The organism is Micromonospora sp. NPDC005324 (genome assembly GCF_040607155.1).
Classification (GTDB): Bacteria; Actinomycetota; Actinomycetes; order Mycobacteriales; family Micromonosporaceae; genus Micromonospora; species Micromonospora trifolii.
This window is the reverse complement of the sequence record NZ_JBEXGE010000016.1, coordinates 148,478-162,818: the sequence shown is the minus strand read 5'-3', so window position 1 is coordinate 162,818 and position 14,341 is coordinate 148,478. Positions and strand designations below refer to the sequence as shown.

At 70.4% G+C, this 14,341-nt stretch carries 11 protein-coding genes and 1 pseudogene; all 12 read left to right on the top strand.

Annotated features, from left to right (window positions below; translation table 11 throughout):
- The first annotated feature begins 223 nt into the window (after positions 1-223).
- The 12 genes and pseudogenes from mqnC (at position 224) to ABZS40_RS18665 (ending at position 14,315) form a co-directional block, all read left to right on the top strand.
- Positions 224-1,414, top strand: coding sequence for a cyclic dehypoxanthinyl futalosine synthase (mqnC, locus tag ABZS40_RS18720; RefSeq protein WP_112585678.1), 1,191 nt, complete (start codon positions 224-226; stop codon positions 1,412-1,414).
- 374 nt (positions 1,415-1,788) lie between these two features.
- Positions 1,789-2,844: pseudogene (locus ABZS40_RS18715) on the top strand (cell wall anchor protein); the annotation flags it as partial.
- Between the two features lie 802 nt (positions 2,845-3,646).
- Positions 3,647-4,357: a demethylmenaquinone methyltransferase gene (locus ABZS40_RS18710; RefSeq protein WP_308193194.1), complete on the top strand. Its 711-nt coding sequence runs from the start codon at positions 3,647-3,649 to the stop codon at positions 4,355-4,357.
- Positions 4,358-4,444: 87 nt separating this feature from the next.
- Positions 4,445-4,669 carry a hypothetical protein gene (locus ABZS40_RS18705; protein WP_354944459.1) on the top strand — a complete coding sequence of 75 codons (225 nt, stop codon included), beginning with the start codon at positions 4,445-4,447 and terminating at the stop codon, positions 4,667-4,669.
- 139 nt (positions 4,670-4,808) lie between these two features.
- On the top strand, positions 4,809-6,086 hold the full coding sequence (locus ABZS40_RS18700; protein ID WP_354944458.1) for a geranylgeranyl reductase family protein: 1,278 nt from the start codon (positions 4,809-4,811) through the stop codon (positions 6,084-6,086).
- Positions 6,087-6,221: 135 nt separating this feature from the next.
- A complete protein-coding gene (locus ABZS40_RS18695) occupies positions 6,222-6,587 on the top strand; it encodes an NADH-quinone oxidoreductase subunit A (RefSeq protein ID WP_007454588.1) in 366 nt (121 codons plus the stop codon).
- A 14-nt stretch (positions 6,588-6,601) separates the two neighbouring features.
- Positions 6,602-7,279 (top strand): NADH-quinone oxidoreductase subunit B, encoded by a 678-nt coding sequence (locus ABZS40_RS18690; protein ID WP_030486262.1) that lies wholly within the window; start codon positions 6,602-6,604, stop codon positions 7,277-7,279.
- Positions 7,276-8,004 carry an NADH-quinone oxidoreductase subunit C gene (locus tag ABZS40_RS18685; protein ID WP_354944457.1) on the top strand — a complete coding sequence of 243 codons (729 nt, stop codon included), beginning with the start codon at positions 7,276-7,278 and terminating at the stop codon, positions 8,002-8,004. Before ABZS40_RS18690 ends, ABZS40_RS18685 begins: the two co-directional genes overlap by 4 nt.
- Positions 8,001-9,326 carry an NADH-quinone oxidoreductase subunit D gene (locus ABZS40_RS18680; RefSeq protein WP_354944456.1) on the top strand — a complete coding sequence of 442 codons (1,326 nt, stop codon included), beginning with the start codon at positions 8,001-8,003 and terminating at the stop codon, positions 9,324-9,326. The genes ABZS40_RS18685 and ABZS40_RS18680 overlap by 4 nt, the downstream gene beginning before the upstream one ends.
- Complete coding sequence (gene nuoE, locus ABZS40_RS18675; protein WP_354944455.1) at positions 9,323-10,495, top strand: NADH-quinone oxidoreductase subunit NuoE; 1,173 nt, start codon at positions 9,323-9,325, stop codon at positions 10,493-10,495. The genes ABZS40_RS18680 and nuoE overlap by 4 nt, the downstream gene beginning before the upstream one ends.
- Positions 10,492-11,808 (top strand): NADH-quinone oxidoreductase subunit NuoF, encoded by a 1,317-nt coding sequence (gene nuoF, locus ABZS40_RS18670; RefSeq protein ID WP_354944454.1) that lies wholly within the window; start codon positions 10,492-10,494, stop codon positions 11,806-11,808. Before nuoE ends, nuoF begins: the two co-directional genes overlap by 4 nt.
- Positions 11,808-14,315: an NADH-quinone oxidoreductase subunit G gene (locus tag ABZS40_RS18665; protein ID WP_354944453.1), complete on the top strand. Its 2,508-nt coding sequence runs from the start codon at positions 11,808-11,810 to the stop codon at positions 14,313-14,315. Before nuoF ends, ABZS40_RS18665 begins: the two co-directional genes overlap by 1 nt.
- Positions 14,316-14,341 lie beyond the last annotated feature (26 nt).

Sequence of the window (14,341 nt, the reverse complement as noted above, 5' to 3'; positions counted from 1 at the left end):
CCGATCTGCTCCCGCTCCAGCGGGCTCAACCTCAACGCCATAACCACCCCAACGAAGATCACGGAAGGGTGTTGCAACCACCAGTTGAGCCCGCCCGCGGAACGGAAAGTGTCCAAGATCTAGCCGCCGGACAGCTCGCTGCCCCCGGAGCGCCGCTTGGGGTGCGCGTCACGGGATGCGGAGCGGAGCGCCAGCCCTGGAACGGGCGACGTAGGCTCGGGGTGTGACGGTGAGCCGGGAGATCGACGACATCCTGCAGCGCGGCGCGGACGGCGGGCGGATCACGCCCGAGGAGGCGCTGCTGCTCTACACCGAGGCGCCCTTCCACGCCTTGGGCGAGGCGGCGGACGCGGTGCGTCGGCGACGCTACCCGGACAACGTCGTCACCTACCTGATCGACCGCAACATCAACTACACGAACGTCTGCGTGACGGCGTGCAAGTTCTGCGCGTTCTACCGTGCGCCCAAGCACAAGGAAGGGTGGACCCACCCGACCGAGGAGATCCTGCGCCGGTGCGGCGAGGCGGTCGAGCTGGGCGCCACCCAGGTGATGCTCCAGGGCGGGCACCACCCGGACTATGGCGTGGAGTACTACGAGGAGTTGTTCTCCTCGGTCAAACAGGCGTACCCGCAGCTGGTCATCCACTCGATCGGCCCCAGCGAGATCCTGCACATGGCCAAGGTCTCCGGGGTGAGCCTGGACGAGGCCATCGCCCGGATCAAGACCGCCGGCCTGGACTCGATCGCCGGCGCCGGCGCGGAGATGCTTCCCGAGCGGCCCCGCAAGGCCATCGCGCCCCTCAAGGAGTCGGGCGAGCGCTGGCTGGAGGTCATGGAGCTGGCCCACCGGCAGGGCATCGAGTCGACCGCCACCATGATGATGGGCACCGGCGAGACGCACGCCGAGCGCATCGAGCACCTGCGCATGATCCGCGACGTTCAGGACCGCACCCGCGGTTTCCGGTCGTTCATCCCGTGGACGTACCAGCCGGAGAACAACCACCTGAAGGGCCGCACCCAGGCGACCACCTTGGAATACCTGCGCCTGGTCGCTGTGGCTCGCCTCTTCTTCGAGACGGTGCCGCACCTCCAGGCGTCCTGGTTGACCACCGGTAAGGACGTCGGGCAGCTCTCGCTGCACATGGGCGTGGACGACCTCGGCTCGATCATGCTGGAGGAGAACGTCATCTCCTCCGCCGGTGCCCGGCACCGCTCCAACCTGCACGAGCTGATCGGCATGATCCGCTCGGCGGACCGGATCCCCGCGCAGCGCGACACCCTCTACAACCGGCTCGCCGTGCACCACACGCCGGCCGACGACCCGACCGACGAGCGGGTGGTCTCGCACTTCTCCTCGATCGCGCTGCCCGGCGGTGGCGCGGGGAAGTCCCTGCCCCTGGTGGACGTCAGCTGACTGTCGACACCCGGCCGTTCGGCTGATCGACGCTCATGCTCCCGCCGGATCACCCAAGCGGTACGGGTGGTCCCCGCCGCCGCAGCGTCAGCCTGTCCGGTGCGGGGCTGGTGGAGATGATCGTCGGCGGCTAGCGTCCCGGCTCATGTTCGTCACCACCGTCGATCGACGGGGCTGTCCTCCATCGACCCGCTGCGGGTCGTTCATATAACGCACGGCAGTACGGGCGGGATGGGTGACCATCCCGCCCGAACTGTCTGCCCAGCTCGGACCGGACGGATGAAAACGGCTCCGCCTGCTGGCGTGGAAGATCGGCCTCCGATAGCGTCCGCTCGTTCCGCAACCATTCTTTCTTCCCTACCCCCGGGGGACTGATGACAGCGTTCCACCGCTCGACGCTGGTGCGCGCCAGTGTCGTGGCGCTGCTCGCGGCCGGCGGCATCGCCGCCGTGGCCGCCCCAGTGCTGGCGGCCGAGGAGGCCGATCTGGCCCTGGTGCCGCTCAGCTACAACCTGGCCAAGGGTGTCACGGAGGCCAAGAGCAAGCCGTTCAAGTTCTCGGTCGACAACACCCGGAGCAAGGAAGACGCCAAGGGTGTCAGTTACACAGTGGACACCAGCAAGCTGAAGACGAACAAGGTCCGGGTCGTGGTGCCCGACGGCTGCCGGGTGAACGGCAAGAAGTTCACCTGCCGCCTCGGCGACCTGGCCGCCGGCACCAGCGAGGACTTCGGTATTCCGATCTTCTCCACCGGTGGTAAGGGCGCCGCCGGCACTCTGGTGGTCACCATCCGCTCGGCTACCGAAGACCCCAACGAGGAAGACAACAGGGTCGAGCACGACATCACCGTCACCGAGCCCGGGTACGACCTGACCAGTTGGGTGCAGGACGTCAACGCGAACGTCGTGGTGAACGGCGTCAACGGCGACGACCCCGACCTTCGGCCGGTGCGGCCGGGCGAGACGGTGCCGGTCGACTGGGCGGTCTACAACGACGGCAGCCGCAAGGCCACCGGCCTCGCCTACGTGCTCACCCTCCCGGCGGGCGTCACCTTCGACACCCTGCCGGACACGTGCACCACGCAGACCTTCGGCGTCGCTCAGGCGCTCTGTCAGGACGACGGCGCGGTGATCCGGCCCGGTGACTACTACACGGCCGACATCAAGGTGACCGTCGGCAAGGACGTCACCGAGCCGGTGCTGCGGGTCGGCGAGCTGGTGGCACACGGTCTGGACGTGGCAGCCGGCAAGCCCGAGGAGCAGCCGCGGCGGGCCAGCGCCGCTCAGCGGAAGGCCTTCACCGAGATCGACGAGGGCGACAACCAGGCGATCTTCGACGTCTTCGTCGACCTGGCAGTCGACCCGACGCCGACACCCACGCCGACGGCCACCCCGACGGAATCGCCCACGCCCACGCCGACGGTCACTCCGACCGAGTCGCCGACGCCGACGCCGACTGTCACTCCGACCGAGTCGCCGACGCCGACGCCGACTGTCACTCCGACCGAGTCGCCGACGCCGACGCCGACGCCGACGGAGACGCCGACCCCGACGCCGACGGCCACCCCGACGGAGACGCCGACGCCAACCGAGACGCCGACCCCGACGCCGACGGTCACCCCGACCGAGACGCCGAGCCCGACGCCGACTGTCACTCCCACGGAGACGCCGAGCCCGACGCCGACTGTCACTCCGACCCCGACGCCGACGGTCACCCCGACGGCGACGCCGACCGCGACTGTCACGCCGACCGCGACATTCACCCCGACCGCTACGGCCACCCCGACGCCGATCCCGAGCGGTACGACGACGCCGGGCACGACGGTCTCGCCGGGCGCCGGTGGTGGCTCCACCGGTGGTGGCTCCACCGGTGGTGGCTCGGGCGGTGGCGGCCTGCCGGTGACCGGTGTGCAGGTCGGCCTGATCGGTGGCATTGGCGTGGTCATCCTGCTGGTGGGCGGGGCGCTGCTGGTGCTCACCCGTCGCCGCAAGGTGGTCCTGGTCTCGCCGACCGACGAGAAGTCGACCGACTGACACCGGTGCCCTGACCAGCGGCGCGTACGAGCGGTGCGACCGCGAGGGGTGCGATGGCGACAGGCGTTCTGACCGAGGTGTCATGGACGCGGGCACGACGCGAGGGCGGGGTGGGCGACCACCCCGCCCTTTCGCGTACGGGGCGCGTGCCGCCCCACCCAGCGAACGTCGGTTGGCGGGCGGCTGGCAGAGTGGTGGGGTGAGCCGTACCCCGCAGGGCCAGCGCGCCAGTCTGGACAAGCAGCCGCACGAGGTCGCCGCGATGTTCGACGGCGTGGCAGAGCGTTACGACCTGACCAACACGGTGATCTCGCTGGGCCAGGACCGATCCTGGCGGCGGGCCACCCGGGCGGCGCTCGGGCTGCGGCCGGGCGAGCGGGTGCTGGACGTGGGCGCTGGCACCGGCGTCTCGACGCGTGAGCTGGCCCAGTCCGGGGCGTACGCGGTCGGGGTCGACCTGTCGCTGGGCATGCTGCACACCGGCAAGCGGGCCCGGCCCGAGGTGCCGTTGCTGGCCGGAGACGCGCTGCGGCTACCGTTCGCCGACGCCAGCTTCGACGCGGTGACCATCTCCTTCGCGCTGCGCAACGTCAACGACACCGACGCGGCGCTGCGTGAGCTGGCCCGGGTGACCCGGCCGGGCGGCCGGCTGGTGGTCTGCGAGTTCAGCACCCCGGTCAACCCGGTCTTCCGGACTGTCTACCTGTCGTACCTGATGCGGTCGTTGCCGGTGGTGGCCCGCACGGTGTCGAGCAACCCCGAGGCGTACGTCTATCTCGCCGAGTCGGTCCGGGCCTGGCCGGCGCAGTCCGCGCTGGCCGGCCGGGTGGCCGCGGCCGGGTGGGGGCGCGTGGCGTGGCGCAACCTGACCGGCGGCGTGGTGGCCCTGCACCGGGGGATCCGCGAGTAGCGGACGGGCCACATCAGCCGGCACGGACATTATTCAGGTTTCGTTAATATCGGGCTTTAGTCCACTTTGCCCGGTACGCTCGATCGCATGACCGGAGCAGACCCGGCGGTCCCGGTGGCCGCCACCGACGACGACGCGGCCGAACTCATCGCCCAGTTGCGCGAGTTGGCCGGGGCCGACCCGGTGGAGGTCCGGCAGGTGGTCGCCGAGGTGTTGGCGGCACTGGACCGGGCGGCGGGTGGGGCGCTCCGCGAGCATCTGCCGGAGACAATTCGGGTCGACGCGGGCCTGGACGCCGCCAGCCCGGCCTGACACCTGACTGCTGTGGACGGTGATGAGCTGTCACATCGGCGAGTTAGGTACCCCTGATCCTGCGCTGGTATGACGCCGGTCATACACTCGTCCCGTCTGGCTTGTGAAGCATTTCACGAGCGTGCGGGAGGAGGCGCGAATGACCGCGGTTGAACATGACGCCGACGTCATTGTCGTGGGTGCCGGTCCCGGTGGATCAGCGACTGCGTACCACCTGGCCCGGCACGGCGTACGGGTGCTGTTGTTGGAGAAGACCGAGTTCCCCCGGGAGAAGGTCTGCGGCGACGGGTTGACCCCGCGCGCGGTGCGCCAGCTCATCCGGATGGGTGTGGACACCTCGCCCGAGGCGGGCTGGCTGCACAACCGCGGCCTGCGGGTCATCGGCGGCGGGGTGCGCCTCGAACTGGACTGGCCGGAGCTGGCCAGCTTCCCGAACTACGGTCTGGTGCGTACGCGTCTGGACTTCGACGACCTGCTCGCCCAGCGGGCGGTTGCCGCCGGCGCGAAGCTGCGGACCAGCGTCAACGTGCTGGGCCCGGTGCTCGACGGCGATGGCCGCGTCACCGGCGTCGAGGCGGAGGTCGGGCCGGGCAAGGAGCCCACCACCTTCCACGCCCCGCTGGTCGTCGCGGCGGACGGCGTCTCCGGCCGGCTCCCGCTCGCGCTCGGGCTGGCCAAGCGGGAGGACCGGCCGATCGGTGTGGCCGTCCGCCGCTACTACAACTCGCCGGCCAAGCACGAGGACAACTACCTGGAGTCCTGGCTGGAACTGCGCAGCAAGGACAGCGGCGACAACCTGCTGCCCGGTTACGGCTGGATCTTCGGTCTCGGTGACGGACGGGTCAACGTCGGGCTCGGCGTGCTCAACTCGTCCTCGGCGTTCGGCAAGACCAACTACCGCCGGCTGCTCACCGACTGGCTCGCCAACACGCCGGTTGACTGGGGGATGACCGACGAGACCAACGCCGACGGCCCGATCCTCGGAGCGGCGCTGCCGATGGGCTTCAACCGGGTGCCCCACTACACCCGGGGCGTGCTGCTGGTCGGCGACTCGGGCGGCATGGTCAACCCGTTCAACGGCGAGGGCATCGCGTACGCGATGGAGTCCGGCGAACTGGCCGCCGAGGTCATGGTCCAGGCTCTCGCCCGGCCGGCCGGCCCGGAACGGGAGCGTGCTCTGCTGGCGTACCCGGCCGAGCTGAAGGCCCGGCTCGGTGGCTACTACCGGTTGGGCGGCATCTTCGTGAAACTGATCGGCCGCCCCGAGATCATGCGGATCGCCACCAAACACGGCATGCCGCACCCGACGCTGATGCGTTTCGTGCTCAAGCTGTTGGCCAACCTGACCGACCCGCGTGGCGGGGACGCGATGGATCGGGTCATCAACGCGATGACGAAGGCCGCCCCAGCCGTATAAGTAGGACGGCATCGGCGCTGGTCACGGCCCCGACGCTGACAAAGATCGACCCCCGCCGACTGCCACTGCGAGGGACGTGAATAGTGTGATTTTCGTCAAGCACCGAGGGCAGGGAAGGACGAGCAGGAGAAAACGATGTCGCTCTCGCCTTACGCACCGATCATCGGGCTGTTCGCCCTCGCCGCGGCGTTCTCGCTGTTTTCCGTTGGCGCCGCCCGCTTCGCCGGTCCCCGTCGCTACAACAAGGCCAAACTCGAGGCTTACGAGTGCGGCATCGAGCCCAGCCCGCAGCCGGTCGGCGGCGGGCGGTTCCCGATCAAGTTCTACCTGACGGCGATGCTCTTCATCGTCTTCGACATCGAGATCATCTTCCTCTACCCCTGGGCGGTCTCGTTCGACGCTCTGCCGATCTTCGGCTTCGTGGAGATGGTCCTGTTCATCGTCGCGGTCTTCGTTGCGTACGCCTACGTGTGGCGGCGCGGCGGCCTGGACTGGGACTGAGGAAGGAACGTCAGATGGGCATCGAGGAGAAGCTTCCCGCCGGCGTCCTGCTCACCTCGGTGGAGAAGCTGGTCAACTGGTCTCGGAAGTCGTCCGTGTGGGGCGCCACCTTCGGCCTGGCCTGCTGCGCCATCGAGATGATGGCCGCCGGTGGTCCGCACTACGACATGGGCCGCTGGGGCATGGAGGTCTTCCGGGCGTCGCCCCGGCAGGCCGATTTGATGATCGTGGCCGGCCGGGTGAGTCAGAAGATGGCCCCGGTGCTGCGCCAGATCTACGACCAGATGGCCGAGCCGCGCTGGGTGCTCTCGATGGGCGTCTGTGCCAGCAGCGGCGGCATGTTCAACAACTACGCGATCGTGCAGGGCGTCGACCACGTGGTGCCGGTCGACATGTACCTGCCCGGCTGCCCGCCCCGGCCGGAGATGCTCATCGACGCGATCCTCAAGCTCCGCGAGAAGATCATGTATGAGCCGCTCGGCCCGAACGGTCGCAAGATGCTCGCGGCCCGCCAGGAGCGCGGTGACGTCCCGGTCGTGCCCTACGGCTCGATGCCCTCCTCGTACCGCAGCGACAAGGCCCGGCGCGCCGAGTGGACCCGGGCGGTCCGCGAGGGCCGCGAGGAGCAGCTGCGCATCGAGAACTGGATGAACGCTCAGAACCACCTCCACCCGCAGGCAGGCCCCAAATGAGCGACAAGCCAAACGACGGCGGCGTACCGCTGCCGGTGGTGCCGGCCGGTGCCACCAGTGGTGCCCCCGCCGAGTTCCCGCCGGCCAGCCCGGCCGGTCGCGGGATGTTCGGCAACCAGGGCACCGGCGACGTGTCCGGCTACGGCGGCCTGGTCCGCCAGCGTCAGCCCATCGAGGAGGCGTCCCGCCCGTACGGGGGCTACTTCGACGAGGTCCGCGACGCGCTGGAGGAGGCGTACCCGGCCTTCAACGACGCGATCGAGAAGGTCGTTGTCGACCGGGGCGAGCTGACCCTGCACGTACGCCCGGAGCGGATCGCCGAGGTCTGCCAGGTGATGCGGGACGACCTGGCGTTGCGGTTCGAGCTGTGCTCCTCGGTGTCCGGTGCGGACTACCTGGGCGCCGACGAACGCCGGCTGCACGCGGTCTACCTGCTCACCTCGATGACGTACCGGCGGCGGGTCCGGCTGGAGGCCGCGGTCTCCGTCGAGGCCCCGCACCTGCCCAGCGTGACCGCCATCTACCCGACGGCGGACTGGCAGGAGCGCGAGGCGTACGACATGTTCGGCATCGTCTTCGACGGCCACCCCAGCCTGACCCGGATCCTCATGCCGGACGACTGGGAGGGCCACCCGCAGCGCAAGGACTACCCGCTCGGCGGCGTCCCCGTCGAGTACAAGGGCGCGGAGATCCAGCCGCCGAGCGAGCGGAGGTCGTACCAGTGACGACGTCGAACTACGCCAGCGAGCGTGAGACCGACGAGGGACGGGTCTTCACCGTCACCGGTGGGGACTGGGACACGATCGTCGCGGGCACCGACCCGATCAACGACGAGCGGATCGTGGTCAACATGGGTCCGCAGCACCCGTCCACGCACGGGGTGCTGCGGCTGATCCTGGAGCTGGAGGGCGAGACGGTCCGCGAGGCCCGCTCGGTCATCGGCTACCTGCACACCGGCATCGAGAAGAACCTCGAATACCGCAACTGGGTCCAGGGCTCGACGTTCGTGACCCGGATGGACTACCTCGCCCCGATCTTCAACGAGACGGCGTACGCCCTCGCGGTGGAGAAGCTGCTCGGCATCACCGACGACATCACCGAGCGGGCCACCACGATCCGCGTGCTGATGATGGAGCTCAACCGGATCTCGTCGCACCTGGTCTGGCTGGCCACCACCGGCATGGAGCTGGGCGCGATCTCGATCATGCTGTACGGCTTCCGTGAGCGGGAGTACATCCTCGACATCTTCGAGACCATCACCGGCCTGCGGATGAACCACGCGTACGTGCGGCCCGGCGGTGTGGCACAGGACGTGCCGGACGACGCGATCATCAAGATCCGTGAGTTCCTCAAGATGATGCCGAAGAAGCTCAAGGAGTACGAGGACCTCCTCTCCGGTCAGCCGATCTGGACCGAGCGGACGAAGAACGTCGCGGTGCTGGACGTCACCGGCTGCGTGGCGCTCGGCATCACCGGCCCGGTGCTGCGCTCCGCCGGCCTCGCCTGGGACCTTCGCAAGACCATGCCGTACTGCGGCTACGAGACGTACGAGTTCGACGTGCCGACCCACCCCGACGGTGACGTGTGGGGTCGCTACCAGGTCCGGCTCGCCGAGATCCGGGAGTCGATGAAGCTGGTCGAGCAGGCGCTGGACCGGCTCCGTCCGGGCCCGGTGATGGTCGCCGACCGCAAGATCGCCTGGCCGGCGCAGCTGGCCATCGGCGTGGACGGCATGGGCAACTCGCTGGAGCACGTCGCGAAGATCATGGGTCAGTCGATGGAGTCGCTGATCCACCACTTCAAGCTGGTGACCGAGGGCTTCCGGGTCCCGCCCGGCCAGGTGTACGTCGCCATCGAGGCGCCCCGCGGCGAGCTGGGCGTCCACGCGGTCTCCGACGGTGGCACCCGGCCCTACCGGGTGCACTACCGGGAGCCGAGCTTCGTCAACCTCCAGGCCCTCCCGGCGATGGCCGAGGGCGGTCTGATCGCCGACGTGATCGCCGGCGGTGCCTCGTTGGACCCGGTGATGGGTGGGTGTGACCGATGACGACGACTTTCACTGACGAGACCCGGGAGCGGGCGCGCGACATCATCGCCCGTTACCCGGCGGACCGGTCCCGCTCGGCGTTGCTGCCGCTGCTGCACCTGGTGCAGGCCGAAGAGGGGTACGTCTCCCCGGCCGGGGTCGCGTTCTGCGCCGAGGTGCTGGGGCTGAACAAGGCCCAGGTCGGCGCGGTGGCCACCTTCTACACGATGTACAAGCGCAAGCCGACCGGTGACTTCCTGGTCAGCGTCTGCACCAACACGATGTGCAACGTGCTCGGAGGCCAGGAGGTCTACGACACCCTCGCCGAGCACCTGGGCGTCGGGCACGACGAGACCACAACGGACGGCACGATCACGCTGGAGCACGCCGAGTGCCTGGCGGCGTGCGACTACGGCCCGGTGATGACCGTCAACTACGACTTCTTCGACGGCGTGGACGCCTCCACAGCTGTCGGTGTGGTCGACGAGCTGCGCTCCGGCGGCCGGCCGATGCCGACCCGGGGTGCCCGGCTCTGCACCCTCAAGGAGATGGCGGTGCAGCTCGCCGGTTTCGCCGACGAGCGCGACGGTGCGGTCGCCGACGGCGGGCCGGGCGAGCCCACCCTGCGCGGGCTGCGGCTGGCCCAGCAGCACGGCGTCTCGGTGCCGGGCTTCGACCCGAACACCCCGATCCGCAGCAAGGCCGAGGCCGACAAGGCCGCCGCCGAGGCGAAGGCGAAGGCGGAGGCCGCCAAGCCGGCGCCCGTCGAGGCCAGCGCGGCACCGGTCAAGGGTGGCGACGGGGCGTCTGCCCCGACGGGGGCGGCCGGGGTCGCCGAGCCGGCGTTGCCGGCAGACGCGAGTGGCAGCACCACGCGGGACGTCAAGGCACCGGACGACAAGTCGCCGCAGGTGCGTACCGCCGAGACCCGGCAGCCGGACGCGGGCACTGCGGTGCCGGACGCCCCTGGCACCAGGGTCCCGACGGACCGCACCGGCACCGCGCCCGAGGCTGGTGACGCGCGAGCAGCAGAGGCCGCCGGCGTGGCGGCCAACCCGCCGGCCGGCGACGGCAAGCCCGCCGGCGACGAGGCCGGGGCGCAGGAGCGCAACCTCACCGAAGCGAAGGCTGGCACGGACGCTGACGGCGCCGGACCGGCGGACGCGAACGAAACGGGGGCCCAGAAGTGACCACTCCCCGCCCGGAGACGCTGGCAAAGCTGACGCCGGTGCTGACCAAGCGCTGGCTGTCGCCGGACGCCTGGCAGATCGGCACGTACGAGCAGCTGGACGGTTACGCCGCGCTGCGCAAGGCGCTCAAGGCCCACCCGGACGACCTGATCCAGCTGATCAAGGACTCCGGGCTGCGCGGCCGGGGTGGCGCCGGCTTCCCCACCGGCCTCAAGTGGGGCTTCATCCCGCAGGGCGACGGTAAGCCGCACTACCTGGTGGTCAACGCCGACGAGGGCGAGCCGGGCACCTGCAAGGACCTGCCGCTGATGACCCACGACCCGCACGCGCTGGTCGAGGGCGTCATCATCGCGTCGTACGCGATCCGGGCCGCCCGCGCCTACATCTACATCCGGGGCGAGGCGGTGCACGCCGCGCGTCGGCTGCGCAACGCGGTCCAGGAGGCGTACGACAAGGGGTACCTGGGCCGCAACATCCTGCGCAGTGGCTACGACCTGGAGCTGGTGGTGCACTCCGGCGCCGGGGCGTACATCTGCGGCGAGGAGACGGCGCTGCTGGACTCGTTGGAGGGGTTCCGGGGTCAGCCCCGGCTGCGCCCGCCGTTCCCGGCCACCCACGGCCTGTATGCCAGCCCGACGGTGGTGAACAACGTCGGCACCATCGCCAGCGTGCCGCCGATCGTGCTCGGTGGGGCCGACTGGTGGAAGAGCATGGGCACCGAGAAGTCCTCCGGACCGATGATCTACTCGCTCTCCGGTCGGGTCGCCAACCCGGGCCAGTACGAGTGCTCGATGGGTGTCACGCTGCGCGAGCTGCTGGAGCTGGCCGGTGGGATGCAGCCCGGCCACAACCTGCGGTTCTGGACCCCGGGCGGCTCGTCCACCCCGCTGCTCGCCGCCGAGCACCTGGACGTGCCACTGGACTTCGATCAGGTGGCGGCGGCCGGCTCGATCCTCGGCACCACGGCCACCCAGATCTTCTCCGACCAGGACTGCCCGGTCTACGCGACGTACCGGTGGCTGGAGTTCTACCACCACGAGTCGTGCGGCAAGTGCACCCCGTGTCGTGAGGGCAACTACTGGATGGTCCGGGTCTACCGGCGGATCCTCGCAGGTCAGGGCACCCACGAAGACCTGGACACCCTGCTGGACACCTGCGACAACATCCTCGGCCGCTCGTTCTGCGGTCTGGGTGACGGCGCGACCAGCTCGGTGACCTCCTCGCTGCAGTACTTCAAGCAGGACTACCTCGACTACATCGAGGGTCGGTCCGCGCCGAAGCTCTCCGACAAGCAGCTGGTTGGAGCTCACTGATGACCGACGTAGCCAAGCAGACCGAAACCGTCACCCTCACCATCGACGGCGTCGAGGTCACCGCCCCCAAGGGGACGCTGCTGATCCGGGTCGCCGAGCAGATGGGCACCGAGATCCCCCGGTTCTGCGACCACCCGCTGCTGGCCCCGGCCGGCGCGTGCCGACAGTGCCTGGTCGAGGTGGAGGGGCAGCGCAAGCCGGTCGCCTCCTGCACCCAGGCCGTCGCCGACGGCATGGTCGTGCGTACCCAGATCACCTCCCCGGTGGCCAAGAAGGCGCAGGAGGGGGTGATGGAGCTGCTGCTGCTCAACCACCCGCTGGACTGCCCGATGTGTGACAAGGGCGGCGAGTGCCCGCTCCAGAACCAGGCGATGTCCACCGGCCGCACCGACTCGCGCTTCCACGAGCACAAGCGGGAGTACGAGAAGCCGATGGCGATCAGCAGCCAGGTGCTGCTGGACCGCGAGCGGTGCGTGCTCTGCCAGCGCTGCACCCGGTTCTCCGAGGAGATCGCCGGCGACAAGTTCATCGACCTGATGGGCCGGTCGTCCGCCGAGGAAATCAACATCTACCGGGACGACGCCTACGGCGAGGAGGGCGACGAGGGGGACGTCCCGTTCAACTCCTACTTCTCCGGCAACACCGTGCAGATCTGCCCGGTGGGTGCGCTGACCGGCGCCCAGTACCGCTTCCGCGCCCGCCCGTTCGACCTGGTGTCCAGCCCGAGCGTCTGCGAGCACTGCTCGGCCGGCTGCGGGCAGCGCACCGACTGGCGGCGCGGCAAGGTGCTGCGCCGGCTGGCCGGCGACGAGCCGCAGGTCAACGAGGAGTGGAACTGCGACAAGGGCCGCTGGGGCTTCCAGTACACCCGGGCCGCCGACCGGCTGACCACTCCGCTGGTCCGCGACGAGCACACCGGTGAGCTGCGCGAGGCGTCCTGGAGCGAGGCGCTCACCGTCGCCGCCGAGGGGCTGCACATCGCTCGGGAGAGCGGGCAGGGCACGGCGGTACTCACCGGCGGTCGGCTGACCGTCGAGGACTCGTACGCGTACGCCAAGTTCGCCCGGGTCGCGTTGAACACCAACGACATCGACTTCCGGGCCCGCCCGGTCTCCCGCGAGGAGGCCGACTTCCTGGCCAGCTCGGTCGCCGGGGTCACCGACGTCACCTACACCGACGTGGAGAACGCGCCGGCGGTGGTGCTGGTCGGCCTGGAGCCCGAGGAGGAGTGCCCGATCCTCTTCCTGCGGCTGCGCAAGGCGTACCTGAAGAAGACCCTGACGGTGTACGCGCTGGCGCCCTTCGCCACCCGCGGCCTGGAGAAGCTCGGTGCCAAACTGGCCCGGGTGGTGCCGGGCGAGGAGGCCAGCGTGCTCGCCGAGCACGCCACGGTCAGCGAGGCGCTGAGCGCACCTGGCGCGATCCTGATCGTCGGTGAGCGTCTGGCCAGCGTGCCGGGCGGGCTCTCCGCCGCGGCGGACGTGGCCCGGCGTACCGGCGCGAAGCTGGCCTGGGTGCCGCGGCGCGCGGGTGACCGCGGCGCTGTCGACGCGGGCTGCCTGCCCAACCTGCTCCCCGGTGGACGCCTGGTCACCGAGCCGGCCGCCCGGGCCGAGCTGGGTGAGGCGTGGGACATCCCGGCCGGGGTGATCCCGAGCCAGGCTGGCCGGGACACCGACGGCATCCTGACCGCGGCCGCCAACGGGCAGCTCGGCGCGCTGGTCGTCGGCGGTGTCGACCCGGCCGACCTGGCCGACCCGCGACTGGCCGAGTCCGCCCTGGACGCGGTGCCGTTCCTGGTCAGCCTCGAGCTGCGCGCCAGCGCGGTGACCCGGCGGGCGAACGTGGTGCTGCCGGTCGCCCCGGTGGCCGAGAAGGCCGGCAGCTTCCTGGACTGGGAGGGCCGCCTGCGCCCGTTCGAGGCGGTGCTGAACACCGCCGCGATGACCGACGGTCGCGTGCTCGACGCGCTGGCCGCGCTGCTCGACGTGCGGCTCGGCACGGCCGACGTGCCGAGCGTGCGTCGCGAGCTGGGCACGCTGCCGGCGACGCGGATGTCCCGGCCGGCCGCGCCGTCGGTGGCGCCGGGCCGGGTGCCGCAGCCGAACGCCGGGGAGGCCGTGCTGGCCACCTGGCACCAGCTGGTGGACCTCGGCACCCTGACCGAGGGCGACGAGAACCTCGCCGGGACCGCCCGCCCGCCGGTGGTCCGGCTGGGCAAGGGCACCGCCGAGGCGCTCGGTGTGGTCGACGGTGACGCGGTCACGGTCGGCACCGACCGGGGGGCGCTGACCCTGCCGGCGGAACTCACCGAGATGCCGGACGGCGTGGTCTGGCTGCCGACCAACTCACCCGGCTCGACCGTGCGGCGCAGCCTCGGGGCGACGTCCGGCGCGGTCGTCCGGATCTCCGTCCCCGCACCGGGTACGGCCATCCCGGCCGGACGCGTGGCGGCCGACGAGACCGGTCTCCCGGGTCCGCTCCTCAACTCCGGGGGTAACCAGTGAGCGCGAGGAGTGAACGAGCGCAGCGA

Excerpts from the sequence above, each read along its gene's own strand:
- ABZS40_RS18705 (WP_354944459.1), top strand. The coding sequence starts at position 4,445 with ATGACCGGAGCAGACCCGGCGGTCCCGGTGGCCGCCACCGACGACGAC.
- ABZS40_RS18700 (WP_354944458.1), top strand. The coding sequence starts at position 4,809 with ATGACCGCGGTTGAACATGACGCCGACGTCATTGTCGTGGGTGCCGGT.
- ABZS40_RS18695 (WP_007454588.1), top strand. The coding sequence starts at position 6,222 with ATGTCGCTCTCGCCTTACGCACCGATCATCGGGCTGTTCGCCCTCGCC.
- ABZS40_RS18690 (WP_030486262.1), top strand. The coding sequence starts at position 6,602 with ATGGGCATCGAGGAGAAGCTTCCCGCCGGCGTCCTGCTCACCTCGGTG.
- ABZS40_RS18685 (WP_354944457.1), top strand. The coding sequence starts at position 7,276 with ATGAGCGACAAGCCAAACGACGGCGGCGTACCGCTGCCGGTGGTGCCG.
- nuoE (WP_354944455.1), top strand. The coding sequence starts at position 9,323 with ATGACGACGACTTTCACTGACGAGACCCGGGAGCGGGCGCGCGACATC.
- ABZS40_RS18665 (WP_354944453.1), top strand. The coding sequence starts at position 11,808 with ATGACCGACGTAGCCAAGCAGACCGAAACCGTCACCCTCACCATCGAC.